Annotated in this window: 22 protein-coding genes and 1 tRNA gene; 11 read left to right on the forward strand and 12 right to left on the reverse strand. The window is 39.6% G+C overall.

The window, feature by feature from the left end; all coding sequences use genetic code 11:
- Positions 1–150 precede the first annotated feature (150 nt).
- From M917_RS00730 to M917_RS00740, 3 genes are all read right to left on the reverse strand, one after another.
- Complete coding sequence (locus M917_RS00730; protein WP_021812830.1) at positions 151–534, reverse strand: DUF2147 domain-containing protein; 384 nt, start codon at positions 532–534, stop codon at positions 151–153.
- A gap of 261 nt (positions 535–795) precedes the next feature.
- A complete protein-coding gene (locus tag M917_RS00735) occupies positions 796–1,083 on the reverse strand; it encodes a hypothetical protein (protein WP_021812831.1) in 288 nt (95 codons plus the stop codon).
- 72 nt (positions 1,084–1,155) lie between these two features.
- Entirely contained in the window at positions 1,156–2,001 is an 846-nt protein-coding gene (locus tag M917_RS00740) for a DNA/RNA non-specific endonuclease (RefSeq protein ID WP_227500797.1), read from the reverse strand.
- A gap of 176 nt (positions 2,002–2,177) precedes the next feature.
- On the opposite strand from M917_RS00740, the gene M917_RS00745 reads away from it, so the two are divergent.
- Together M917_RS00745 and M917_RS00750 are read left to right on the forward strand one after the other, a co-directional pair.
- A tRNA-Ser gene (locus tag M917_RS00745) sits at positions 2,178–2,268 on the forward strand.
- Between the two features lie 275 nt (positions 2,269–2,543).
- Complete coding sequence (locus tag M917_RS00750; RefSeq protein ID WP_021812833.1) at positions 2,544–3,902, forward strand: tyrosine-type recombinase/integrase; 1,359 nt, start codon at positions 2,544–2,546, stop codon at positions 3,900–3,902.
- Positions 3,903–3,904: 2 nt separating this feature from the next.
- On the opposite strand, the gene M917_RS00755 is transcribed toward M917_RS00750, so the two are convergent.
- The gene (locus M917_RS00755; RefSeq protein ID WP_021812834.1) at positions 3,905–4,816 is read right to left on the reverse strand and encodes a hypothetical protein; all 912 of its coding nucleotides are present in this window, start codon (positions 4,814–4,816) and stop codon (positions 3,905–3,907) included.
- Between the two features lie 400 nt (positions 4,817–5,216).
- On the opposite strand from M917_RS00755, the gene M917_RS00760 reads away from it, so the two are divergent.
- The 8 genes from M917_RS00760 (at position 5,217) to M917_RS00795 (ending at position 13,820) form a co-directional block, all read left to right on the forward strand.
- Positions 5,217–6,122, forward strand: a complete 906-nt coding sequence (locus tag M917_RS00760; RefSeq protein ID WP_021812835.1) for a YagK/YfjJ domain-containing protein — start codon at positions 5,217–5,219, stop codon at positions 6,120–6,122.
- A 128-nt stretch (positions 6,123–6,250) separates the two neighbouring features.
- Positions 6,251–6,532, forward strand: a complete 282-nt coding sequence (locus M917_RS00765) for a hypothetical protein (RefSeq protein ID WP_021812836.1) — start codon at positions 6,251–6,253, stop codon at positions 6,530–6,532.
- 45 nt (positions 6,533–6,577) lie between these two features.
- The gene (locus tag M917_RS00770; RefSeq protein WP_021812837.1) at positions 6,578–7,570 is read left to right on the forward strand and encodes a DUF932 domain-containing protein; all 993 of its coding nucleotides are present in this window, start codon (positions 6,578–6,580) and stop codon (positions 7,568–7,570) included.
- 116 nt (positions 7,571–7,686) lie between these two features.
- Positions 7,687–8,754, forward strand: a complete 1,068-nt coding sequence (locus M917_RS00775) for a YqaJ viral recombinase family nuclease (RefSeq protein WP_021812838.1) — start codon at positions 7,687–7,689, stop codon at positions 8,752–8,754.
- Between the two features lie 116 nt (positions 8,755–8,870).
- Positions 8,871–9,773 carry a recombination directionality factor gene (locus M917_RS00780; RefSeq protein WP_021812839.1) on the forward strand — a complete coding sequence of 301 codons (903 nt, stop codon included), beginning with the start codon at positions 8,871–8,873 and terminating at the stop codon, positions 9,771–9,773.
- Positions 9,774–9,951: 178 nt separating this feature from the next.
- Positions 9,952–10,248 (forward strand): helix-turn-helix transcriptional regulator, encoded by a 297-nt coding sequence (locus M917_RS00785; protein ID WP_021812840.1) that lies wholly within the window; start codon positions 9,952–9,954, stop codon positions 10,246–10,248.
- Between the two features lie 211 nt (positions 10,249–10,459).
- A complete protein-coding gene (locus M917_RS00790) occupies positions 10,460–11,434 on the forward strand; it encodes an AAA family ATPase (RefSeq protein ID WP_021812841.1) in 975 nt (324 codons plus the stop codon).
- 10 nt (positions 11,435–11,444) lie between these two features.
- A complete protein-coding gene (locus tag M917_RS00795) occupies positions 11,445–13,820 on the forward strand; it encodes a S8 family peptidase (protein WP_021812842.1) in 2,376 nt (791 codons plus the stop codon).
- Between the two features lie 309 nt (positions 13,821–14,129).
- Here the strand turns inward: M917_RS00795 and M917_RS00800 are convergent, their stop codons facing one another.
- From M917_RS00800 to M917_RS00835, 8 genes are all read right to left on the reverse strand, one after another.
- Positions 14,130–14,957: a M48 family metallopeptidase gene (locus M917_RS00800; protein WP_021812843.1), complete on the reverse strand. Its 828-nt coding sequence runs from the start codon at positions 14,955–14,957 to the stop codon at positions 14,130–14,132.
- 6 nt (positions 14,958–14,963) lie between these two features.
- Positions 14,964–18,293: a type I restriction endonuclease subunit R gene (locus M917_RS00805; protein WP_021812844.1), complete on the reverse strand. Its 3,330-nt coding sequence runs from the start codon at positions 18,291–18,293 to the stop codon at positions 14,964–14,966.
- 3 nt (positions 18,294–18,296) lie between these two features.
- Positions 18,297–18,911 (reverse strand): SLATT domain-containing protein, encoded by a 615-nt coding sequence (locus tag M917_RS00810; protein WP_021812845.1) that lies wholly within the window; start codon positions 18,909–18,911, stop codon positions 18,297–18,299.
- 7 nt (positions 18,912–18,918) lie between these two features.
- Entirely contained in the window at positions 18,919–20,202 is a 1,284-nt protein-coding gene (locus M917_RS00815; RefSeq protein WP_021812846.1) for a nucleotide-binding domain-containing protein, read from the reverse strand.
- Positions 20,199–21,494 carry a restriction endonuclease subunit S gene (locus M917_RS13625; RefSeq protein ID WP_051354193.1) on the reverse strand — a complete coding sequence of 432 codons (1,296 nt, stop codon included), beginning with the start codon at positions 21,492–21,494 and terminating at the stop codon, positions 20,199–20,201. The genes M917_RS00815 and M917_RS13625 overlap by 4 nt, the downstream gene beginning before the upstream one ends.
- The gene (locus M917_RS00825; RefSeq protein ID WP_021812848.1) at positions 21,484–22,998 is read right to left on the reverse strand and encodes a type I restriction-modification system subunit M; all 1,515 of its coding nucleotides are present in this window, start codon (positions 22,996–22,998) and stop codon (positions 21,484–21,486) included. Before M917_RS00825 ends, M917_RS13625 begins: the two co-directional genes overlap by 11 nt.
- A gap of 38 nt (positions 22,999–23,036) precedes the next feature.
- Positions 23,037–23,618, reverse strand: coding sequence for a restriction endonuclease subunit S (locus tag M917_RS00830; RefSeq protein WP_021812849.1), 582 nt, complete (start codon positions 23,616–23,618; stop codon positions 23,037–23,039).
- A gap of 109 nt (positions 23,619–23,727) precedes the next feature.
- The gene (locus M917_RS00835) at positions 23,728–24,207 is read right to left on the reverse strand and encodes a hypothetical protein (protein WP_021812850.1); all 480 of its coding nucleotides are present in this window, start codon (positions 24,205–24,207) and stop codon (positions 23,728–23,730) included.
- A 794-nt stretch (positions 24,208–25,001) separates the two neighbouring features.
- Between M917_RS00835 and M917_RS00840 the strand changes: the two genes are divergently transcribed.
- Entirely contained in the window at positions 25,002–25,739 is a 738-nt protein-coding gene (locus M917_RS00840; RefSeq protein ID WP_084606100.1) for a YdcF family protein, read from the forward strand.
- Positions 25,740–25,798: the final 59 nt, after the last annotated feature.

The raw sequence follows: 25,798 nt of genomic DNA on the forward strand, positions 1-25,798 counted from the left end.
GATGCTACAAAAAATTCATTCCAATTCCGCTGACTCGTTTTTATACTGAAATCAATATAGTTAAAATTGATCTAAGAAAAATCCCGCAAAACCTTTCGGTAATGCGGGATTTTTTTAGGACTACATTCACTATTCAAAAAAGTGATAGGGTTATTTCTTTTTCCACTGCTGACTACGTGAGAATGGACCGATGTAACCTTTGATATTTAATGTGTTACCGCTTAGCGTTGCGGTCATACGATAGTCTTTGCCTTTTGCTGGGTCAGTAATCGTACCCCCACTATATTTACCACCGCCATCAGATTTCAGACCCTTGATGACCGTCGTACCAACGTGCTTTTTGCCTTTAGCAGTATTAGCAGCAATAAGTGTACCGGTTAATACGCCATTTGACTCAGTGATTTTTACCGTACCTTTTGGCTGACCTTCGTCAAACGTCTGCCAAGTAGTATTGGCCAATGGATCAGCGGCAAATGCCATACTGGCCAAGCTGATACCAGCAACTGCTAACGTGGTTTTTGTGAATAATTTCATAAATTGACTCCCTTCATATAATGATGATGCGAAACAGTATGTTTCTGATGTTCTATGCTTATCCTTTGCTAGAATCTTTTATTACAAGCGCTGCGATTTTATGCTGTTTAGAAGCGAATTGTCGCAATGGCTTATAAGCTTTTTTTCAAAGACTTGCGCGACATAAGCGATGTCTTGCCTCATTATAAGCAATTTTTAGATTTTACCTAGTAATTTTTTTATACTTTATTATTTCCATAAAAATAAAACCATATCAAAGAGTTACAGGAAGGGATTGTCGATATTTTTACCCGATTGGTCATCATTTTCTTTTGACTTGACCTCATTATTACTATAAAGGTTATGAGGAATATCACGAGAAAAGTCACGAGTTTGAAAGGCTTGCATAATTTCAGTCGTGAGTTTGTGCAACTGCTGGGCTTGCTGATAGCCAGAAGCGTCTAAAGTCAGTTCAACATCACCATATATGATAATTTTGTCTTCTTGATTCTCAATGACCAGCTCACCTATTTGCATGCTTTGGTGATTGTTGGCAAATGGTTCAATCATTTGGTTATCCCTTTTATTAACAGCCTTTTACATGGTTTGTATAGCGTCCGCATTTACTCAGCCAATGAATCTTTATGCTCGTAGTTGTGCCAATAACCATTCAAAAATGGCAAAAACAAATAACATCCAAGCGGGTTCTTCTATTGTGGCATCAGGTAGATCCGAGCTCTCACCTGCCTTTAAGGGCAGTGCAAATGCCTGTGTTTTGGTTTTGGCATCTAATACGGGTAGCACATCAACACCAATCTCGGTGGCCAATTCATCGATGCTGATGACTTCTATGCGTTCTGATTCATCATTTGGTGCATAATAGACCCCAGCTTGATTGATCGCTGGGATATAAACTGCTTTAAAGAAATGACTAGGAACGAGCACGCGGTCAGCCAATTGCTTGGTTTTTTTATCGGTAAATGCCACACCTGTGACCGTATAAACCTCACCATACTGCTGGGTTAAATAGCGGGTAGCAGACTCGATATTGCGCCAGATATAACGGTTGTTGCGTGGTGACTGCGGGGCAATATTGGCCAAACTAAAGCTATCATACTGTTGGCTGCGCGTTGCCATATCCGCATTGGGCGCTAAATGCCCACGGTCATAGCCAGAACCTGAATAATCGGACAATGAGGCACGCATCGATTGTGGCAATCTGCTTTCTTCATGAAAGCTGTCTTCGCGGTCTATTTGCTTGGCTTGTTGTAGACGATCACGGTTCAAATACTCTGCCGACCACAGTGGCGTACGTGACACACCCGAATACATAACGGCAAAGCCATCCATGCACAGCGCTTGCGTTTGATTGCTGAGCTTGGTATTGATAAATTCAGGATAAACACCGCCGTAAAAAGATTGGCTGCACTGGGTAAAGTCATCCGCGTGCGCTGAAGTCAGACTGATCACAGCTGTCATCGCTGCCATTATTATGCTGTTTTTTAAATCGTATTTGAGTCTACCGAAACTTATCATTCAACTTTCAACCATCGATACTTGTTATTGCCTATACGCTATCCTAGCAGGCGTCTGCAAATAAAGAAAGATGGCGTGCAAGTCGTGACATTCTAAATGGTATCGGCTATACTAAGCCGTCTAAAAACGGTGAAGTGGGTGAGTGGCTGAAACCGCACGCCTGGAAAGTGTGTATACGTTAATCGCGTATCGAGGGTTCGAATCCCTCCTTCACCGCCAATCTTAGTTCTATCCTCTGCCTAAACCCCTCTTAAAAACCTCTTAAACCCCTATATGCAAAGCTTCCGCCCTATTATAACTTACTTCTAAATTCCCAAGTGTTCCGAAATATCCCTAGGTCATCCAATGATTGTGTTGGTATAAGCGTTGGTATAGAATTAGAAAACGGCCTTCTATACCAACAGTTTGACAATTCTATATTTAATTATACCAACAGATAACTCAAACAACTCTCCGGTAAAGGCTTACTTTAATTTCTATAAGGAATTCAAGCTATGCTTACTGATGTCAAAATTCGAAGTCTTAAACCTAGCGAAAAATGTACCGCCGCACGCCCTGATAAGCATAGCGATCAAGAAGGGTTGCAGCTATGGGTACGATCTTCTGGAAGAAAAACCTGGATTAGTGCGTATCGCTTCGATGGTAAGCAGAAAAATACTACTTTAGGTACATATCCACAGATGAGTTTAGCAGAAGCGAGAGTTGCTAACGCTAACATTAAAGCTCTAATATCAAAAGGGATTAACCCAAAAAATAAAAAGCGTCAAGAAAAATTAGACAACGAACAGGCAAAAATGTTTAACGACTATGCGCTTGAATGGTTGGAGGAGCGTGAGCGCAATGTAGCGCCTCGCACCTATCAGCAGGACTATAATCGAATGCACAAAGACGTTATACCTAGCTTTGAAGGCATTGCTTTAAAAGATGTGACATTTGAAGATTGTAAATTAATGGCAGATGACATTGAAAGCAGGACTAATAATGAAGGGGCATCACCACGAGAAGTAACCAGACGCACTATTGATCTCGTTGGAAACATTCTTAGGAGAGCCATGAGAGAGCGCCTAATCGAGGTAAATCATACAGATGGGCTTAAAGAGCTATATCCAAAAGCGAAGACTAAGCACATGAAACACGTTGAGCTTAGTGAGCTACCTAAGCTCTTACAAGATATTGAAGGCTATCATGGTCACGATCAAACTCGATTAGGTATGAAGTTTCTAGCATATTCTTTCTGTCGTACTATCGAACTCAGAATGATGAAATGGGAACATATCGACTTCCCTAACCGTCTATGGCGTGTCGATATTGATAACCTTAAGATTGCGCGTAAGCACGTTGTTCCTTTATCAGATCAAATGCTGACCGTTTTGAAAGAGATGAAACCCATCACAGGACACTATGAATACGTGTTCTACCATACTGGCATGCACAAGCCTTATAGTGAAGAATTCATCAATAATGCTTTAGATATTCTTGGCTACGGTGGCAAACAAACAGGACACGGCTTCCGCCATATCGCATCTACCAACTTAAATGAGCTTGGCTATATGGGTGATGCGATTGAGAAGCAAATGGCTCATGATAAGAAAAGTAGCATTAGAGCCGTATATAACCACGCTCAGCACTTAGATGAGCGTCGCAAGATAATGCAGGTATGGGCAGACTTTTTAGACTTACTTAGAGATAAAGGTGAAGTTGTGGACTTCCAAACAGCTCGTCAGCAGATTGAACAATCATTAATAGAGAATGATCAGAAATCCCTATTAGACATAGATAGCGATACTTTGATAAAGGCTTTGAAAAGTAAAGGGTTAAGCGCTGAAGATATCCAATTAATGCTAAAAGGCTAAGTCTAATATATTCTCTTACCATCCTCATCGAAAAAGATCTTTTTGTGCGCTGAGTTAATAAGCTGCTCTAATTGTTTAGCGTCTGTAAGACTATTAAATTTAGCCAGTTCTTTAAGATTAGCATTAGCGGATATAGTAAGGGGTAAGTGGAAAGGTTTTTTTGTTTTACCACTATCACGAAATTTCTGCTGGCTCCAAGCTCGCTTCATCTTATCAATAATCAGCTCTTTTTCTGCTGATTGTCTGGATCTCATTTGGTTTAAGCCAATCCTTGGATTATCAATTAAATCTAATGACGCTAACACAGCATCTCTAATTTGACTGTTATCTGAATGATCGATATCAGAACGTTTATAGATGCGTTTATCTTTTAGGTAATTCATTACCCATTTTATTTGCTCTCCATCATCTGACTTAAGCCATTTAGTATAATTATCTTCGTTAGATATTTTTTCCCAAATTGATTTAATCTCAAGCAATATCCTTGCCATCTCATCTTGTGACATTCTGTCATCTTCAATTGTTTGCGCATGGTCGATAATACTATAAATTCTATCAATAATGCTGTCACTGTAAATTATTCGAGCGTTTCGAAATAAATCATCATTTTTCAGTACATTTAATGCAAATACTCGTGCTCTCAAGCTGCTCTTTAACCAATCAAAATTCACTTCAGGTAGTAAAACCGTTTTTATTAGTTGTACATTTTCATCAATTAAATCTCTAGTATCTCCACGTTTATCAAACTCTAATACCAGACCGTTTTTAACATTTGAATTTGGCACTTCTTCAAAGTCATAGCTTATAGAATGAGCAAGATGATTACGTAGGAAAACAGCTTCTCTATTTGTTAATGATAGTACTTTATTACGTATGTATCTTCTTTCATTATATATCTCTCTATTTAACGCCATAACTTTCTCCTTAACCCTTTATCACGCGTAATAACAAAGTGATAATTCTATAGAGAACTGGTTATAATTTCATTGATTTTTTGTAAGTTTTAAATAACCAAAAATTAGGTTGTCCCATTAACTATATGGGCTAAAGTGCTCCGAAGTTATAATTTAGCATCTCATCTTTATAATCATGTAACTCCATCTCTACTGCATGACTAGAAAATGAGAACATGTAGAACTTCTAGCTTCACAAATATCCGAGCTTATCCTGTGCAAAGCAGTTTCTTGGTTACCTATCCTTAGTTGGTACTTATATTCTTAACTACTCAAGCTGACAGACTGAGTGCTAACCCAGTAATTAAAAAAAACTGACTAACCTGAATATATGAACCCACTAATTCATAGGAGCAGGAACATGTCATATCTACACCTCAATCAACCTCTAATCGTCGCTAACATTGATAAACTCGTTAGAGGAGTGCTATTTGATCACGTCAGTTTTGAAGAAACCAAGAAACAGTTAAATGGCTTGTATAAGCCATTCATGGACATCTTCGATGATGGCTTGTTTTATTCTGAAACCATCCATGCGTTTATTGACAGTACCGAATCTATCGTGGGCGACTCACCGGCGTATGAGGTTGTTTGGGATCATGACAAAACCCAACGATTTATAAACACGCTGTCATCGTATAAAAACGATATTGAGGAAGAAACTAGAGCATGGCGCTATAACGAAGGTCAGAACCAAAAAAGTCTAGTAAGCTTAGTGAGAAAACTTACTGACCAGTATTCAAAACTGCTATTCGTAATGGTGGATTTAAAGTACGCAACAGAAACCAGCCATTATGTGACGATAGATGGTTTCAATGATCACATGAAGAAAATCCGAGAGCTTATCAGTAACAAGAAGACGTGCTTTGAGCATGTGCAAGGTTACGCATGGGCATTAGAACAAGGCGGTATAAATGGCGGTCTGCATTGTCATCTCTTGCTTATCTACAATGGCTCAGAGCGACAAAGAGATGGTTACTTAGGTAAAGCGGTAGGAGAAAAGTGGCAAAGCATAACGGGTGGGCTTGGGACTTACTACAACTGGAACACTCTAGAAAACAAGGAAGATTTTAAGAAGCAAGGATTATTGGGCATTGGTATGATTCATCGTGACAATCCACTTGAAGTTGAGAATGCTGTAAGGGTAGCCTCCTATCTAACAAAGCCTGATAAGTGTGAGCAACAGCTTAAGTTGTGGTTGCCTGGCATGCGTACCTTTGGTCAAAGTCGGTTCAACGTATCTTGGCGTCGAGGCATAAAGCGATAGCAAAGTAATCTCAGATATATATTATTTTAATGAGATGGCGCGTTTGTAGTCAATACAGCGCCTAACCTAACTGATTCAGGTCTGCCTCGTGCAGGCCTTTTTTATGCCCAAAATAAATAGGAGCCCTTATGAAACCCATCTGTCCATGCTGTCGCTCATCTGCCGTCTATGAGCTGAGTGATAATGCTAACAACACACTTATCGAAAGCCTGTTTTCTCCAGCCATGCTAGTCAGCCTTGGCGTCAGTATCTGTAAGACCCTCAAGTTCCATCCAGCCATAGGTGCTGTAGCAGGCATTGCCTTAGCTGCGGTGATTGAGCTTGCTCAACCGAATAACGCTTTACCGATGCTTGCGAACAAGCAGTATTGCTGTAGTAATTGTACTCATGTTTTTAGTAGTTTTAATTAACCCATTCATTCACTTAATTTATTCAACAATAAAAGGAATATTCTCATGGCACATTTAATCGAATCAATGGCATACGTTGGCGAAACCCCTTGGCACGGCTTGGGTAACGAGCTGTCCCCTAAGCAGCCTATCGAGGTATGGGCAAAGCAAGCAGGGCTTGATTGGCGTATTGAGTCATCGGATGTTAGCTACATGGCAAACAATGACAAAGGGCATAACCTGATTCTGCCCTTTGCAGAGCAGAAAGTTTTATACCGCAGCGATAACTTTGAACCGTTATCAGTCGTTAGTCAGCGTTATCAAGAAGTACAGCCGCGTGAGATTCTAGAATTCTATCGTGATCTTACCGAGCAGTCTGACTTTGAGCTTGAGACTGCTGGGGTATTGAAGGGAGGCCGTAAGCTATGGGCATTGGCCCGTACAGGCCAGTCAGCAACGCTTAAGGGCAAAGACGTTAGTAACGGCTATCTGTTACTGGCAACCGCTTGTGACGGCACTCTGGCAACGACAGCACAGTTCACATCGATCCGTGTGGTCTGCAATAACACTTTAGCAATTAGCTTAGCGGACGGCTCAGGAGGCGTCGTAAAAGTACCGCATTCAACTTCGTTTGATGCCGATAAGGTCAAGCAGCAATTGGGTGTGTCGGTTAAGCAGTGGGATGAGCACTCATACGAGATGAAGCAGTTATCAGAGCGCCGGGTCACTCAAGCGGAAGCAGCAAATTATCTCAGCCGCGTGTTCAATGATCAGGACAATAACATCATTTTATTTAACAGTGCTAAGAAAGAGAAAGAGGCAGTACCAAACGCCAAAGCGATGAATAAGGTAATGCAGATGTTTAACGGTCAAGGACGAGGAGCCGATCTTGATGCCGCTCGTGACACCGCTTACGGTCTGCTATGCAGTATCACGGAATATGTCGATCATGAAAGACGTGCCATGAATACAGACAACCGTCTCAATTCAGCATGGTTCGGTGCAGGGGCGAAGATGAAGCAAAAGGGTTTAGAAGAGTCGCTACTGATGCTTGCCTAATTATCGACGTTTAAAATCTAACAACACAACCAACCACGCCCTTGAGCGTGGTTTTTTTATGCCGTCTTTTTAATAAATAGTATTAACCAATAACAAATCTAATGAAGGAATTTATTATGAACACAATCGCATTGAACCATATCGCTCAACTAAGACAAACCAAGCGTGCAACCGTTAAGGTGAAAGCGCCCATAACCACCACTCAATCAACCACTGCAAAACGTCTGGTCAACACCAAAAACTTAAGTCATGAGAAATGGCTACAAGTTCGTAAGCAAGGTATTGGTAGCTCTGACGCAGCAGCAGCTTGTGGTATCCATCCTTACTTGTCTATGCTTGAGCTGTGGATGATCAAGACCGGTCGTCTGCATTCACATCTAGACGACGATATTGATGGCTACTCGCCACTGTACTGGGGCAATACCTTGGAGCCCATGGTGGCTAAATACTATCAACAGCACACAGGCAATAAAGTACGCCGCGTTAATGCGATCTTGCAGCATCCTGATCCTGACAAGCACTTTATGCTGGCTAACTTAGACTACGCAATCACGGGTAGCGATGAGGTGCAGATACTAGAGTGTAAAACCGCAGGAGAGCACGGTGCTAAGCTGTGGAAGCATGGCGTGCCCTTATATGTAACGTGCCAAGTGCAGCATCAGCTGGCGGTCACAGGTAAAACGGCTGCGCATATCTGCGTGTTACTCTGCGGACACGAGGCTAAGATATTTAAGGTTGAGCGTGATAAGAAGCTGATTGAAAGCATAATAGAGCATGAGCGGCTGTTCTGGCAATATGTGGAAACTGATACGCCACCAACACCTGATCATTCTGAATCCGCAGCAAGAGCCTTAAAGCTGCTTTATCCAACCCCTGAGCCGTCAAGCAAAGTTGATCTGAGTGAAGATGACGGAGCTAATAAGCTGTTTGAGCAACTGCTTAGCTACCGTGACTACATGCAGGAGTTAGAGCAGCGTCATGACCAAGTAAAGCATCAGCTGCAAACGTTAATTGCCGACAATGAGATTGCGGTGTTCGAGAAAGGCGCAATTTCTTGGAAGCGCTCGAAAGACAGCACCAGTCTTGATAGTAAAGCGCTAACCAAAGCGCACCCTGAGTTGCTCGAGCAGTTTGGTAAAACGCGCCAAGGCAGTCGTCGCTTTGTCATTCTTAACGATAACTAAGCAAAGCAGCAAACATAATCAATAAATTACACCACTCACTCAAATAAGTGCATAAACGCCCACCCGTCGTAGGTGGGCTTTTTTACGGCTAAACAAAATACAGAAGGAATATCACCATGATTAAAGGTCTAACTATTACTCCGCCAGTCCTCGGTCGTATAAGCATTGGACGTGTCATTCAAAAGGATGGCAAGCGTTTACCCGCTAAAGACGATCAATTTACTATCACTAGCCAAGTGCAGAATAAAGACGGCTGGATCAATCATCCACTTGATGAAAAGCTACGCGCAAATAATCAAGGTAAGCTCAGACAAATACCGGTACGTATGCTGTTTAACGATCCCGAGTTAAACCTACGAGCTGAGTACACACTATTTGATAGGCAGACCGGACGCCCACTATGCGTAGGCGACGGTGAGCAATGTCAGCGTCGAACCAATAAAGGCGTTGAAAGCTATCCATGCCCATCGCCTGATCGCTGTCCATTGGCACAAGGCGGTGCTTGTAAGCCTTATGGCAGACTGTATGCCAATCTCTCTGAGGACGATGAGCTTGGTGCCTTTATCTTTCGCACCACAGGCTTTAATAGTATTCGCACACTAGCAGCACGCCTTAGCTACTTTGCAGCAGTATCAGGCAACAAGCTGTCATGTTTGCCACTACAGCTAACCCTACGTGGTAAAAGCACCACACAAAGCTATCGGACACCAATTTACTTTGTGGATTTAACGCTAAGAGATGGGGTGACACTCAAACAAGCGGTGCAAGATGCACAAGCAATTGATGCGGAGCTGAGCGAACACGGATTTGATCAAGCAGCATTAGAGGTAGCAGCTAAACAAGGCTACGTGAACTCATGCTTTGAGATTGATAGCGATGAGGCGTTTGAAGAGTTTTACCCAGTAGATGCAAGCAATGCTAATAACAGTAATCAAGGATATGAGCAAAATGGGTTAGCTAATCATAATGTGACGAGCATTGAACAAGGCTTACGGCAAAGCGTGACAGCTGTGAGTTGATAGATAGCTTCGTTTCAGCGATGTAGACAAAAAAGAGTTGATAAGATCAGCTCTTTTTTTTATGGCTAAACGGTAAGCAGGTCTTAACCCGAAGGACAGCATAGGACGCAGTAAATAAATATGGGACTCGGTATGAGTATGAGAGGAAACGCTCTCATTCACTTACAAGGAGCTAATCATGGAAAACTTCAATACTAACAATCAAAATGGCTTAGATAATCTAAGTGCGACACGTATGCCTCGAATGCTACCGATCAAAGAAGTTACTTACTTTACTGGTCTAAGTTGTACGACAATTTACGATATGTTAGACAAGAAGTCTGAACGCTACGATCCCACCTTCCCTATTCAAGTTAAATTGACAAAAGAATCTACAGAGCGTGATGGATTTAAGGCACGTAATGGACGTGTGGCTTGGGTAGAAAGTGAAGTTGTACAATGGTTAGAGTCAAAAATGGCTGAACGGGTTCGTTAAATTAATATAGAAGACAAGCCAATCGTAATAGCTTGTTTGCTATTCGAATAAGTAGCTACAAACATATAGTTTTGTCTTCAAGATTTTATACTCTACGATATTATATAAAGTGGCTAAATGATTAACTATTTTAAAGTGTGATACAGTTTAGGATTAGCTTATAATATAGTTTCGGTTATATTCGATTTTTACGATCCTTGAGGTAAACGTAATGGCAAGCGGTAAAGTTCTCAGACAGTTAATAACAGCAGGAGCTAACGGAGATATTGAGAGTTTCCGTAAGGTTACTGAAGCTGTTATTCAGGATGAACGACAAAAACAGCACCATTTATTGGCAAATGATCTTGAGAAAATTCTGTATGGAGAACATTTGAAGTCAGAAAAACCTCTAGATCGCAACGTACTCCCTTTACCTCCTACAGATAAAGAACAAGGATTACCCCTTTTGGATATGCGACATCCTCAACGTTCTTTAGAACAAATCATTGTAAATAAAAACACTCATTCAGCTATTGATGAGCTAATCGAAGAGAACAGACGTGCTGATCTTTTACAGAGCTATGGCATGAAACCTTCTAAAAAAGTACTCTTTTATGGACCTCCTGGGTGCGGTAAAACTTTAGCTGCTGAGGTAATAGCGTTTGAACTTGATTTACCTTTAGCTATTGTACGTTTGGATGTAATAGTTTCTTCGCTGCTGGGTGAAACCGCTACAAATCTTAGAAGAGTCTTCGATTTTATTTCTAAAAACTCTCTAGTTGTCCTATTTGATGAATTTGATGCAATTGGTAAAGAACGTTCAGATTCTAGTGAACACGGAGAGCTACGTCGCTTAGTTAATTCTGTATTACAAATGATGGATGCTTATCAAGGCAAAAGTATAATCTTAGCTGCAACCAATCATCAGCATATTCTTGATACTGCCATTTGGCGTAGATTTGATGAAACTCTTGAATTTCCTATCCCTGAAAATAATCTAGTGCCAGAAATCCTCTCTTTAAAACTAAGGGGTGTACGTAGAGAATTCGAGGTAGAAGAAAAGGAAATTTTAGATCTTTTTGTAAATAAGAGTGGCGCTGATATTGAAAGAGTAATACGCCGTGCTATTAAAAGAATGATACTCAAGGGACAAGAGTTTCTAACTACTAAAGACTTAAAAAACGCTTTAGCAAGAGAAAGTCGATAGGGCTTACTAAATGAACGAATATAAACACTTAAGAATTAAAAGAATTGCACTTGAGAACCCCCGTAGGACAAGAGACTTTAATATTCAACCTATTCGTAGGCCAGACAAGAAAGTCCATTCGCAAAAACTAGCTGAAAGTTTGAATAATGCGATTACTGTATTAAACCAAAACCCTACCTCTGAAGCTGATAAGCACATCTTAAAAGTCAGTTATAGTGGTTTCGTTGATTTACAGAAATTAGTGAAGCATGGTCTTAACTTTATAAGTCAAGAAGATAACACTCTATGCATTATTTTCACTGACAAAGAAGGCTTAGAAACATTTTCTGATAACATTCAAAAACTAGGTAATGAGGACGATAGCCTCACATATAAAAATATATTAGAAGCGATAGAAAGTATTGATACCTGGACAAATGAAGATCGTAAGAGCTGGGCAATTAGAAATAAAGGCTTTCCAGAGGGAGATAGGTTAACTTTAGATGTTGAATTGTGGCCTATTGAAAATATTGATCATCCACACCGTTCAAGATTATGTAGTAATTTTGAAAATTGGATGTCTTCAAATTCAATTAGACGTATTGATAAAATAAATCTAGATAGTTTATTAATGTATCGTTTAGATTTAAACTCTGATCTTATTGATGATTTACTGAATCACTGTGATATTAGAATGGTTGACTTATTACCTGAAAGCGGTATCAGTTATAATCAATTGAACGTAAGTATAGAATCCCTTCCTAGGAATATTCCTCATCCTTCAGAAGATGCAGCTAGAATTTGTATTCTGGATAGTGGCATTGCTACCAATCACCCTTTATTAGCACCAGCAATAGCAGAAAGCCAAAGTTTCATTAGAGGTAGAGAGGACGTATTTGATGATAATGGACATGGAACTTCGGTCGCAAGCGTAGCATTATACGGAGATTTAGAAGCTTGTTCAGCAAGTAACTATTGGCAACCTGAAATCTTGATTTTCAATGGCAAAGTTCTAGATGAAAATGCTGAGTATGATATAAGTTGTATTGAGGGTTCTATCATTGAGGCTGTAGAATACTTCGTACAAGAACATCAGTGCCGTATCTTTAACTTATCCGTTGGTAATCAAAACTCACCTTACGATGGCACACATATACGTGGCTTAGCATACATATTAGATAAGCTTGCACGTGACTTCGATGTTCTATTTATAGTCTCAGCAGGAAACTTTACTGGTTCAACTAATCCTGACGTACCTGAGAATAGTTGGAGAGACGAATATCCAAATTATCTTTTACATGAGACGTGTACTATTATCGATCCAGCACCTGCTTTGAATGTGCTTACTGTTGGAAGTTTAGCTAGACATAACGCTACTATGGATCAGCAGAGATATCCTGAAATTGCACAGCTGTGCCCTGCTAACGAAAATCAACCTTCTCCCTTTACCCGTCGTGGTCCGTCAGTAAGAGGAGCGATCAAACCTGAGTTAGTAGCTACTGGGGGGAACTTAGCTTCAAAAATGCGATTTGGTAATCAGTTTGAGACTACTAGTCGTGGCTTAGGTGTATTAACTTGCAACAATCAATTTGTAGGTGGCTCATTATTAAGTGAAGTGAGTGGAACAAGTTTCGCGGCACCGTATGTAACTCACCTTGCAGGTCGACTTCTTAATAACTACCCTGAAGCCTCTTCTAATCTACTTAGGGCACTTTTAGTTAACCATGCTAACCTCCTACCTGAAATTGAAAGCACATTTGAGAGTGAGTTGAAGAAAAGTTACAAAGCTAACAAGAATAGAGAGGTCTGTAGAGATATAGCCGGTTATGGACGAATTAATGAAAACGAGCTTTTCAGATCTACTGAAAACGTTGTAGTTCTATTATTAGAAGATGCCATAGAAAACAACAACCATCATTTCATTGAAATACCTTTATCTCCCGAATTTTTAAGATCACAACGTGCTTCTAGAGAAATTAGAGTGACACTAGCTTATTGCCCCGCTGTTAAAACAACTAGACAAGACTATATAGCAACAAAGATGAGTTTTTGTCTAATCAAAGACGACTCCATTGAATCCGCACAAAATCATTTCGATAACGAGACTAGACATAATTTTGATACTAGAAACGATGATGCTACATCTAATCGGGATGTTAGTTCAGAGTTGAGATCTAAAGGCACTGTTCAATCATCCACTTGGAGAATGAGACAAAGAAATCCTAATGATAAATGGTTCATTGTAGTTACTCGTCAGGACAAAATATGGGCTGAACTTTTAAGCTCCGAAAAAGAGAACTATGCTTTAGTAATAACTCTAACTGATCGTGAAAATGAAAATGCTCAACTATATACTCAAATATCACAAAAAATTCAACAACAGAACCAGCAGCGTGTATATATTTAAAAATTACTATCAGGTGTCTTAAATACTAAATTAGATACTTTATCTAAAATAACAATTTAAATTTAATGGTTATAGCGATTAAATTAGTAATAAAGGCAACCGAGCTTGATAAGCGATAGCTTTTTTTAGGCATTATCAGTTTCTAAATTTTATGCGAAAGTATCCAAATAAATATGGAAGAAAATGGTTTTAAACTTAAAATAGGATACTAATCCTATCTTAGGCAAGCATTTTATTTCAATTAATACGTAGTGTTAATAACGAATCCTGTGCTTGCTATATTGTTTACCATATTCTTTCGTCTCACCCTCACTCATTCAAATAAAGCTCAGCCATCCCATCAAGCTTAGCCTTCACCTCTTTCCAATTCGGCATCACCTGCGTCAATAAACGCCAAAAATGCTCACTATGGTTATACTCAGCTATATGACATAGCTCATGCAGGATGACATAATCAATGCATTCTTTTGGTGCTTTAACCAAATGCGGATTGAGTATTAAATTGCCTTTTGTAGAGCAACTGCCCCATTGTTTCTGCATTATTAAAACCTTGTATAATGGAACGTCTTTTACCCACGAAGCCTTTGGTAGCAAGGTTTTTAATCTGGCACTGAAGACGGTTTTAGCTCTGTTTTGATACCATTTATCGACCATACTTTTCACTTTTTCAGCTTGTATTGTCCGGTCTATTTGTGCATTACTTTGCGGCAAGAATACATTTAATTGACCGCGACTTAGCTTTACGCCAGGTTCAGCCTCAGAATTAATAAGCACTTTCAAAACGTAACGACGACCCAGATAAAACTGAGTCTCACCACTGACATAACGCTTAGGCAATACATTATCTTTTTGCTTGGCAAATTCTTGCAGGCTTTGCCATATCCATCGAGCACGTTTCATCATCGCATCATATATCATCTCATCACTAGCATCGATAGGTGCTGTGGCGACTACACGCTGATCAGGATGCACCTTAATCACCACTTTGCGAGGCTTGGTCTTTTCGGTGACAAGTCTATAGCTTTCAAGCTGATCGACTGCTTCCTTGTGAGCTGTGTTCTTGCGGGTAAGTTCCTTACGCACCACTTCATAGTGAATCTTATCTTCACCATAATAAACGATGTTATTGTCAATCATTAGCGACTACCCTCTTGCTGCTCGTGGGCTTCTTGTCTCTCTTGAAAGCCCAAGACGGGTAATTTTCAACACTTCTTCTATAAGCTTTTGGGCATTATCTAAACCCAAATCAGCAAACAGCATTGGCAGCAACTTCATACTGATATCATTTTCTATTTCTGCTGGATTGATTGAGTATTCAGCGACAGCGTTGTTCACGGCATTATCAATAGCAAAGGCATACTTTATAAGCTGCTCATTATCTAACGCTTTATCCGCTAAGAAACCAGCATCAAATAAGTGCTTAAACAAACCAAAATAAGCTTGAGCATGTTTGTTTAATTTACCAGACTCGTCAATAAACTCATTTGGCACATCCGCGACGTTACGATCTTTTACTTCTTGCTCAAGACCGAAGAACATCATGTACTGCTTTACTGGTGCATCGAACATCGCTTTGGCATCTTCAATCGCTTGCTTAAGCAGTTTAGAAAAATACTCTTGCGCATAAGGATCATCAGCCAAGTCTTGCTCAATCATTCTAGTGACACGACCTGTAATCTTATCGGTTTGGTTACGTGCTTCATCGTCACTCATCGCTTCAGGCTTAATATTTTTCCCTAAGTTATCGACTAGGTAAACGCCCTTTGCTTCTTTTACCTCAAGCCCCGCAATGTGCTTGTCTAGTAAACTGCGAATATCCGCTTCGTATTCATCGTAATTGATAGTCTCATCAGCGTCTTCACGGACTTGCTTGCGTAGATTAACAAAGGCTTTTAGATCGGCTTTGTAGCGATCACGCTTACTATCGAATGATTTGTCTTCAAAGAAGGATGCTGATTGCAAGGCAATTTTCATAGCATTAGAAAATCCGGTTAAAGCCGCATAGAAGTCATCACGTTCTTTAAGCTTGGTATCAACTACTCTGCCATCGACCTCTTGCATCTTAGGCGCTAGCACTTGTCTTAACGCCTGTCCGTCCTGCTTGTTTTTTACTGACGAGAAGATAGCCCACAGCTCACTATGTAGCCTTGGTAGCTGTTTATACTCAGTGTCCATGCTGTTATACATACCCTTGAGGTCTTCAATATCAAAACCACCTTGCGTACGTTCCGCTAAGTCTTGGTATTTCTCAATGGTGATATCCAACTCTTTTAAGATGCCACGATAATCAATCAGATAACCAAAGCGTTTCTTCTCATGCAAGCGGTTTACTCGAGCAATTGCCTGAATGAGATTGTGCTGCTTTAACGGTTTGTCGATATACAGCACGGTATTCTTGGGCTCATCAAAGCCCGTTAATAACTTATCAACGACGATCATAATGTCAGGACCATCATCTTGGCTAAAGGCTTCGATAATGGCTTTGGTGTAAGCTTTTTCATCACCACCATACTCAGGTGCAACATTGGCTTGCCACCAGTTTTGTACGATGTCTTTTGATTCTGCATCGACCGTATCATGCCCTTCACGGGTATCAGGCGGTGACATAGCAACCACGGATGATACTTTGCCAATCTTATCTAGCGCAAGCTTGTAGCGGATGGCAGAGGCTTTGGAATCACAAGCCAATTGACCTTTTAGATATTGCTGTTTAAAGTTTTGGAAGTGATCCGAGATGTCGTGAGCGATCAGCTCAATACGACCTTCCGTTTGGTAGATTTGACCTTTCTGTGAGAACTTACGTTTGAGATCCGTTTTTTGATCGTAAGTAAGCTTTTGGGTGATACGGTCAAACCAGCTATCTATGGCTTGGTCATTGGTATTAAGCTCAGGGATACGCTCTTCATAGAGCAATGGCGTAACGGTCTTATCTTTCACTGCTTGCTGCATGGTGTAAGAGTGAATAATGCTACCGAATTTGTTTTCGGTCTTATCATCCTTAAGCAATGGCGTACCCGTAAAGGCAATAAAGGCAGCGTTTGGTAGGGCTTGTGCCATACGAATATTGTTCTCACCGTTTTGGCTGCGGTGACCTTCATCGACCATGACGATGATGTTTGGGCTGTTGTTATAGCACTCATCATACTTAACGGCTGAGCCAAACTTATTAATAATAGAGAAGATAACGCGCTCATTACCATGCCCGATTTGCTGCGCTAGGCGGCGACCAGAGGTTGCCATCGCATCCGTTTTGTCGCGATCACTCAATACGCCACCCGAGGCAAAGGTTTGACTGAGCTGGGTTTCTAGATCGACACGGTCAGTGACCACAATCACCCGACATTGTGCTAATGCTTCTAACCAAATAAGCGCCTTGGAGAAGAACACCATTGTGAAGGATTTACCACTACCGGTGGTATGCCAAATCACTCCACCTTCACGACTGCCCTGCTCGTCGAAACTGCTAATACGTTTAATCAGAGCTTTGATACCAAAGACTTGCTGATAACGAGCAACAATTTTGCCAGCTTTTTTATCAAACAAGGTAAACATGCGCGTCATCTCAAGCAAACGCTCAGGCTTTAATAAGCTAACAATTAAGCGGTCTTGATCGGTAACGACTAGATCACCGCCATCAATTAACGCCTGATATTCATTTTTAATAGACGCAGGACGATGATCAAACAGACAATCAACCTGCTCAGGACTGAGCACTTGATTTTTTAAGCGATTGAACTCTGGCTCTTGGATATCTTCTTCAACCCATTTTGCCCAGAACTTCTCAGGCGTTTTACAAGTCCCGTATAAGCCGTCATTACCATTTACCGCTAGCAATAACTGGCTATAGGCAAACAGGTGCGGGATTTGTTTTTGACCTTGGTTACGGATGTGCTGGGAGACCGCTTGGGTATTGGTCGATTGCCACTCTCTACTGGAGTCAGGACGTTTAGCTTCGATAACCACTAACGGTAAACCATTTACAAAGCATACGATATCAGGAATGACGTTGCCTGTACCTTCGGCATTCTGTACCACCATCTCTTCGGTAAAGTGAAAGCTGTTGTTATCTATATTGTCCCAATCTATCAAACTGATAGTTTGGGATGTTCTTTTGCCGTCGATAAATTCTGTCACCGTCACGCCATAAAGCATAGCGTTATAGAGCTTTTCATTAGCGAGCTGCAAGCCTAGATTCATAGCTGGATTTAGCTCGTGCATTATTTTATCAATGGCACTGTCTGATAGATGATGCGGTATGCCTTCAAACGTAAAGGTTTGCTTAGCTAAAAATGCATGCATGATGGGTAGCAAAACCACTTGGTTAGTGGCTTTGTTAATACCTAGCAGTTTATTACTACGCATGGCGTTGCATTGGCTTGGTGGAATAAACTGATAGCCTAGCGTGGTGAGTAAGGTTAGGGCAGGAATTTTTGAGCTGAATTCTTCTTGGTAGCTGACAGTGATATTTCCCATCAATTAATTACCCCCTTTAAAGTTTAGAGCCTGGCATAGGACTGCAAACAACCCTGTACAACCGAATATGGAAAATACTAATAATCCGAACATAGATACCCAGAACGTCAAAGGAACTTTATCTTTCCAGAAGTTAAATGTTTTATACTCTTCAATCCAGCCAATTTGTTGTTCTGCGAAAAACTTATAATGTGCAAGCCAAGTCGAAAATATTATGTGGTGGGATGCACAGCTCTTGTTAAATCTTTCCTCAATATTTTTTAGTTTTTCTAATACCGCTTTTACTTCATTAGGCTGTTGTTTAATCTCAGCCATTAAGTGTTTTAACTCGTTAAACAAATCAGTGAGTTCATCACCCTTGGCTTTGAAGTCCTGATCATTATTACTTTTCAAACTAACATAAATACCAATTACCCCCAGAATGACCAAAGTACTAGAAGCAAATTTGGTTGATAATTCATCATAAACCAGTGCATATATACCACAAGATATTGAAATAAAGCTGATAAGACTTGGTAGCTTCTCATTTAGTTCAAAGCTAGAAAAGTGTAGTTTCGCTGCATAGCCAACGTTATAGGCTGTTTCAGCAATATGCTTCTTCAAATCATTGTTATTCATTTTCATCTCATTGAATTGGTACTTTTATTCGACCTTTAGCAACTACAACACCATTCTGTATAGCAAAGCACTCAACAATATGCTCTCCATTAAAGTCTGTTGTTTCCTTTCTAACTTCAAAGCCATCATTACTATCGATAATATGTCCACGAACAAGGTTTCTTCGCTCTGCTTCCGAACCACGATTAAGCACTTTCCACTTTACAGTATAATTATCAGGTACATTAATATCGCATATAGAAAACCTTAAGTCTTTCTTAGGTAGAAGTTTCAGATTATTTGCAAGCATAGACCTGAGACTATTTACTCTGTACCCATTCTGAGATATTACACAATCTACTTCTAAATTATATCTAATATCTACAGGGTAGAAATCTTCAATAAACTCTTCAGTATTATCAAATATCGTCTGTGCAGATTTATTTTCCTGTATAGAAGATGCAGGAAATGCTCGACCAAATATATTCTTCCATTTTTTATGAGCAGTTGGAGACTCACCTGCTTCGATAGCCTCCAAACTTAATTTATACGCTTTTAGAGCTCTCTTTTGAAATTTACTTTTGACGTTAACTCTTTGATCACTACCTAGTGCCAAGTAATAATCTTTAATAGGTTCTTCAGATAAGTATTTGAAAAAATCTCGGCACATCAGGTCATAATAAGCTACAGAACGATTATCATAATTCGAGTTAGATCTCAAAAAATTATAAGCTAAGGTGTCAATTAATAATCCACCTATGCCAACACCGTGCTTATTCTTCCATGCTCTTACCATTTTACAAAGCTTTCTGAGGTTTCTGTTCTTCTGTTCAACAAATTCCTGCATTGCTTGAATCTCTTCACGCGGTTTAGTAGTTTTCCAACTACCATTACCATATGAATCAGGATATTTGTAACTACCATCACTTTGCTCAAATACTGGCTGAACCTCAACCATAAAACCGCTAAACAATACCTGAATAACTAATCTATCTTTCTTTACTTTAGTTGTAGGATACGTAGTCAAAATTGCATCTCTTGTATCATCCAATAACTTGGACTGCTTACCATCTTTATATTCTTCCCATTTCGAATTTGGCATGATGTAAAGCATATCAAGATCGGATATACCATTAATACCTGTCCAACGACCATAAGAGCCTACACGTAATCTATTATCTTTTTTAGAGTCTAAACCTCTAAACTCTTGATTTAGAGTGGAGGTTATTCTTTCATATTTGGAAGTAATTGAGTGACTATTTTTAACTTTTAGGTTTTCTAGAAATCCTGTAAACATATCTGTCGTAGTCATTCTAATTCCTCTAATTTCACCCGCTTCTTGCCCGTCAACAAAACCTGCATCAATGCCTTTTTTTCTTGCTGCAAATCAGCCAATTGCTGCTCAAGCAAATCAATTTCTTTATCCGCATTAATTAATACCGCCGCAATTCTTTCCTGTTCCTCATAACTAGGTAAAGCTATATAACACTTTTCTACATGTGAAGGGCCAAAGTTTAATTGTGCTGAGCCAGTAATCTGTCTTCTAATTTGATTTTTGAACAATGGAGACATCATGAAATACCTAAGAAACTCTAAGCTAGCTTTCACACCTTTCTTTACTTTAAAGCGCATAGTACTGGTATTCATACATAACGGTAGATGTTCATCTTCTAAAAATGCTATTTTTTCATCAAATCTATCTACTGAAATGCCAGAGCAAGCAATAATTAGATCCCCTGAATCAGCTAAAAAATGTTTATATCCACCATACGCTTCGTCTTCAGATATATGTGTTTTGGTGGTAGTAAGATCAACTCTAGATTTCTGAATATTTGTGCCATTAAGAAGTTTGACACCTGTTTCTGTAAATTGGTATTTTCTCACGCCTGGTCCTTCTTGGAACCAATAAAACTTAGGTATCAAAGACAAATTCCAATCGTCAGGTAACTCTCCTAATTTACTTTTCGCAAATCCATCTCGCACACTAAAACCACTGTTCGTACTAAGCAAACACCTTTTACCCGTCAGCAACTGCTGCATCAACGCTTTTTTCTGCTGGGTGCTATTTTTAATTAAACGCTCAGTCGTACTAATCGCTTTATCCCATGTGGATAGGATTTTAGCGATTTTTTGTTGTTCAGGGAGAGGTGGAAAAGGTATTTTAAACGACTTTATTTGTTCAAAGTTTAGTCCCTGTCTATTGCCACCTGCTTGGCACTGTTCAATTTGCTTCTGACCTTGAAAAGATAGCAAGAAACTCTTTAAATATCCTGGATGTAAATCATCAGAACGAATAATACAAACATGCTGATTTACATTCGCTTCATCAATATCTGAGACTGCTACCCGTCCAATAGATGCACCTGTAATATTTAACAATACATCGTTTTTATAAACGAAACTTCCTTTCATTTTGTTATGTTGTTTATCGTCAATATAAGCAACGTCAGATAAATCTAATTTGCCCCAAAGAACGTTTTGACTTCTAATTAGAGGGATTCCTGAAGACTGATAGCTATCGCTACCGCCTTTAGGAGTAACGCCACTTCCTACTTTATTTGTTAAGCTGCCGAGACTTTCCACACTCCAACTATTAGGCATCATAACCCAACTCCTTTAAAAACCCTGCCATCTCAATCTCTAAATTCTCCAGTTCAGCTTTTAACTCCAGACGCTCAGTACGTACCGCGACCAGATCAATCTCCGCCTCTTCCTCAAAAGTATCAACATAGCGTGGAATATTAAGGTTAAAGTCGTTTTCTTTTATTTCATCAAAGGTGGCTAGATAAGCGTATTTATCGACACTTTCCCGCGCTTTATAAGTTTCAATGATTTTATTAATATTGTCAGGGGTGAGCTGGTTTTGATTTTTACCTGATTTAAACTCATTGCTCGCATCGATAAACAGGACTTTGTCATCACCTCTATTTTTCTTAAACAGCAAAATAGCCGCTGGAATACCGGTTCCAAAGAATAAGCTAGCAGGCAAACCTATTACAGTATCGAGAAGGTTTTCTTCGATGAGCTGCTGACGGATTTTACCTTCACTGGATGCACGGAACAGCACGCCATGCGGTACGACCACACCCATACGACCAGTGCTCGGCTTAAGCGTTTCAATCATATGGCTGATAAAGGCATAGTCGCCTTTAGTCTTCGGCGGTACACCGCGATGGAAGCGACCATAGGGGTCGCTACTGGCATCCTCATGACCCCATTTATCCAGTGAAAACGGCGGGTTGGCAGTCACCACATCGAACTGTAATAAGTGACCGTCTTTATCTAATAGCAACGGATTACGGATGGTATCGCCCCACTCGATACGGTGATTGTCCTCACCATGCAAAAACATATTCATCTTTGCCAATGCCCACGTCGAGCCAATGGCTTCTTGACCGAATAGCGCATATTTTTTAGAGCCAGAGTTTTTGCGTACCATCGCCCCGCATTTAATCAATAGCGACCCTGATCCGCAAGCAGGGTCACAGATTTGATCGCCCTCAACAGGTTCTAAAATAGTGGCTAATAAATCAGACACTTCTGGTGGCGTATAGAACTCACCAGCAGTAGCACCACTACCCGCAGCGAAGTGCTTGATTAAGAATTCATAAGCATTACCAATCACATCTAAGCTGCCGACACGCTCAGCACTTAGGTTCAGGATGTCTTTGCCGAAGTCTTCTAATAAGTGGCGCAGCAATTCGTTCTTTTGCTTTTCTTGCCCGAGCTTATCAGTGTTAAAGCTAATATCTTGGAAGACGTTTTTAAGCTTAGTGCCGTTGGCTTCTTCAATGGCATGTAGCGCCTCATCGATACGTTGACCGTTGCCCGGCTGATGACGCTGCTCGTATAAATCCCAGAAGCTTGCGCCTTCAGGGAGTACAAAGCGCTGCTTTGACATCATGGCATGGATCAATTCAGGATTGTCGCCATACTGCTCAACCAGCTTGTTGTACTCGTCTTTATAGACATCAGAAATATACTTTAAAAACAGCATGGTCAAAATAAAGTCTTTATAGGTATCGGCGCTGATGACCCCACGGAAGGTATCACAGGCGTTCCAAACCGCTTTATTAATGTCGTCTTGATTGATTTGGCTGGTTGACATTATGGTTCCTTAATAAGAGTTATAGATAGTTAAATAATTCATTTGTTAAGTAAATCTAGAGCAATAGCTTTAAGTTCTTGCTGCCTATTTTCAATTAGCTGTTGTAATATTTTTTGCTCACTCAAGCTAGCTCGGTGTAGGGCGACTATTTCACGCTGCTTATTTATAGGTATTAATTTTATAGGTACGCTTTCTAATACTTTACGACGTATACCTAAATTAATACCTCCTTCAGCAGTTTTTATAAAATAACGTTGGGCATAAAGCTGATTAAGTTGCCAGCAAATAAACTCTGCTGAAACTTTATCCATTGCCAATTTTTTTACTTTAACTATAAAAAAATGTGGACTACATACTGTTTTTTTTGGCAGGTCTTCTACTAAAGCAGCAAAGTTTTTACTACCTCTTGCGGAAAATAAGATATCTCCAGATTCAAGCCAGATAGGATTTTTTTTACCGGGAAGTGTTGTCTTAATTATGTGACTCTGGTTAATTTGCCCAGTAGGTTGTGCATCGCGTAGTTGAACAACATATACGTCACTATTATCATCTGGTTCAATACTAGTTCTAAATGGATAGCCTGGACTAATATTCGCAATATCACTTAGCTTTTTTATCATTTTATAACCTATTACATCGGTTTGAATTTATTTTATAGCCTACTTAGGTGATATCTTTGTCGAATAAGAATACATTTATAAAACCTAAGCGAGCTATCAAATATATAGATTAATAATCTTTTTCATCAGGATAAATGGGTGTCTCTGTCTTCTCAATGAAGTTAATACGCTCAATTATTACTTTGTCTAAAAGTTTTAGATTTTCAACAGTGTGATAAATATCACTGTCATTTTGATATGCTCGATGTGCTTTCACTTCAGCTTGTTCTAGAGTGTCGGCTCTTACTTTGACCCTATGTGATAAAGACATATCAAACTGAATTCCGATTTCATCACTCAAAATTTCTGACCAGATGTGTTTGATAACAACCTCTTTATCTGATACACGAGGGTAGATATATTTATAATCTTCGTTTTTAGTTAAAAAGTTACTCAATAAATTATTAGGTAGTTCACTTCCTTCAACAGTCTTAGTAAGATCAATTAACTCAGGTGAGATAATCATTTCATCTCTAAATGTTAAATCAACACTCATTTCGTATAGCCAGCTTTTACGTGGCTTCTGTTCTTTTTTAGCAGAATTGAACATATTTAGTATTTCCTTTTTTTGAGAGATTATTCTTTATGAGTTATATTCTGTGAAGAATATATTAAGCTCAATAGAATTATTTGCAACAACATTACACTGCATAGCTATGTTTTGAGTCGCTACTCTATCACTTATACCGCAATGTGGCAACACTGCATTAAATATAATTTTATTTGCTCTTTAAAAGGATTTTCTTTAGACAGATTTAGTTATTAAAACGCCATGATATAATAAGAATATATGATTATCGAAATACATAGCGATTACTATTTGTTGGTATAAATGTTGGTATAAATATATTTATTTATATAAATAAATATATCTATCAAATACTTAATATATCTGTTCGGCTTCCTCCTTCACCGCCAATCTTATCTATATTAGTAAAAGCCTTAGTTTTCCTATCTTTTTCCACCCTCTCCTAAATATCCCTTAAAAACTTTTAAGATAAATCTTATGGTTTTCTCATGCTTGCTTTTCTGATATCACCTTCTACGATTTTCTTATCACTAAATTTACATTAATAGACGATTTCTTCAACCTTAAACCGCTTTAACTCTCTATTCCATCTTTCTCATTGAATTTGGCTTTCATAATAACAACAGTGAGACGTTATCTCAAAATAGGGTGCGTTATAATGGGATCAACTCGTCTCTTATCAGACACGCTGTAGCGTCCAAACTAATATCATCATAGAAGATCCATTGAATATATTGCCTTTAAACAATCGTATATCCCTGCCAAAAAACTTCATAATGCCAGTGCGAGTTATATTAACCATTATCGGTAGCCTTATGATCGTCGACTGTACGATTTTAATGGTGTCCAGAAAAATCAACTTTGGCTCTGTTGTACCCTTTTTATTGGGCATGGTGTTTGTTGCTCATGGTATTTTTTGGCGCAGCATCATAAGATTCATCTGCCAAAACTGTTGGTTAAGCCGTTTTTGGTATGGGCTATGGATGGTGTTTTTTATCTGGCTGATCAGTTTTGGCATTTTTGTTTATGCATTACAGCAGCAGATTAAACAAAGTGCTAGAGCTATACCCGAAGTCGCTGCTATCATTGTACTAGGGTCAGGTACAGTGGCAGGCAAACCCACACCCACACTTGCCAAACGCTTGGATACTGCCGCGCCCCTTATCGATTCACAAAAAAGCGCGCTAGTCATCACTAGCGGGGGCATAGGTTTTGGTCAGAAACATAGCGAAGCCTATATTATGGCAACCTACTTGTACGATACGTATGACATTCCTCTTAAGCATATTTTGCAAGAAGGTCAAAGCACGAGTACAGCAGAAAACCTTATTTATAGCCAAGAGATATTAGCGGCAAAAGGCATTTCTATCGCAGCGCCCATCGCTATCGTGACCAGTGATTTTCATATTATTCGCGCAGCAAACATCGCTCGGCATCAAGGCTACGTGCAACCTATTATGCTCGCCAGCCCTACTCCGTTATCAATTCGCTATAACGCGTGGTTTCGAGAGTACTTTGCCTTTGTCAGCGGTTGGCTTTTTAGAGAATACTAGACGTTTTTCATAGTACTTCTCTTTCTGATTAGTTAAAGCGATTAATACTTTGTAGATAT

The organism is Psychrobacter aquaticus CMS 56, from assembly GCF_000471625.1.
GTDB lineage: Bacteria > Pseudomonadota > Gammaproteobacteria > Pseudomonadales > Moraxellaceae > Psychrobacter > Psychrobacter aquaticus.

Coding starts and splice junctions, on each gene's coding strand:
- M917_RS00740 (WP_227500797.1), bottom strand. CDS start 2,001: ATGGCAGCGATGACAGCTGTGATCAGTCTGACTTCAGCGCACGCGGAT.
- M917_RS00735 (WP_021812831.1), bottom strand. CDS start 1,083: ATGATTGAACCATTTGCCAACAATCACCAAAGCATGCAAATAGGTGAG.
- M917_RS00750 (WP_021812833.1), top strand. CDS start 2,544: ATGCTTACTGATGTCAAAATTCGAAGTCTTAAACCTAGCGAAAAATGT.
- M917_RS00825 (WP_021812848.1), bottom strand. CDS start 22,998: ATGTCAACCAGCCAAATCAATCAAGACGACATTAATAAAGCGGTTTGG.
- M917_RS00830 (WP_021812849.1), bottom strand. CDS start 23,618: ATGATAAAAAAGCTAAGTGATATTGCGAATATTAGTCCAGGCTATCCA.
- M917_RS00815 (WP_021812846.1), bottom strand. CDS start 20,202: ATGACTACGACAGATATGTTTACAGGATTTCTAGAAAACCTAAAAGTT.
- M917_RS13625 (WP_051354193.1), bottom strand. CDS start 21,494: ATGATGCCTAATAGTTGGAGTGTGGAAAGTCTCGGCAGCTTAACAAAT.
- M917_RS00755 (WP_021812834.1), bottom strand. CDS start 4,816: ATGGCGTTAAATAGAGAGATATATAATGAAAGAAGATACATACGTAAT.
- M917_RS00770 (WP_021812837.1), top strand. CDS start 6,578: ATGGCACATTTAATCGAATCAATGGCATACGTTGGCGAAACCCCTTGG.
- M917_RS00775 (WP_021812838.1), top strand. CDS start 7,687: ATGAACACAATCGCATTGAACCATATCGCTCAACTAAGACAAACCAAG.
- M917_RS00810 (WP_021812845.1), bottom strand. CDS start 18,911: ATGAATAACAATGATTTGAAGAAGCATATTGCTGAAACAGCCTATAAC.
- M917_RS00835 (WP_021812850.1), bottom strand. CDS start 24,207: ATGTTCAATTCTGCTAAAAAAGAACAGAAGCCACGTAAAAGCTGGCTA.
- M917_RS00730 (WP_021812830.1), bottom strand. CDS start 534: ATGAAATTATTCACAAAAACCACGTTAGCAGTTGCTGGTATCAGCTTG.
- M917_RS00790 (WP_021812841.1), top strand. CDS start 10,460: ATGGCAAGCGGTAAAGTTCTCAGACAGTTAATAACAGCAGGAGCTAAC.
- M917_RS00795 (WP_021812842.1), top strand. CDS start 11,445: ATGAACGAATATAAACACTTAAGAATTAAAAGAATTGCACTTGAGAAC.
- M917_RS00800 (WP_021812843.1), bottom strand. CDS start 14,957: ATGATTGACAATAACATCGTTTATTATGGTGAAGATAAGATTCACTAT.
- M917_RS00840 (WP_084606100.1), top strand. CDS start 25,002: ATGATCGTCGACTGTACGATTTTAATGGTGTCCAGAAAAATCAACTTT.
- M917_RS00780 (WP_021812839.1), top strand. CDS start 8,871: ATGATTAAAGGTCTAACTATTACTCCGCCAGTCCTCGGTCGTATAAGC.
- M917_RS00805 (WP_021812844.1), bottom strand. CDS start 18,293: ATGGGAAATATCACTGTCAGCTACCAAGAAGAATTCAGCTCAAAAATT.
- M917_RS00765 (WP_021812836.1), top strand. CDS start 6,251: ATGAAACCCATCTGTCCATGCTGTCGCTCATCTGCCGTCTATGAGCTG.
- M917_RS00785 (WP_021812840.1), top strand. CDS start 9,952: ATGGAAAACTTCAATACTAACAATCAAAATGGCTTAGATAATCTAAGT.
- M917_RS00760 (WP_021812835.1), top strand. CDS start 5,217: ATGTCATATCTACACCTCAATCAACCTCTAATCGTCGCTAACATTGAT.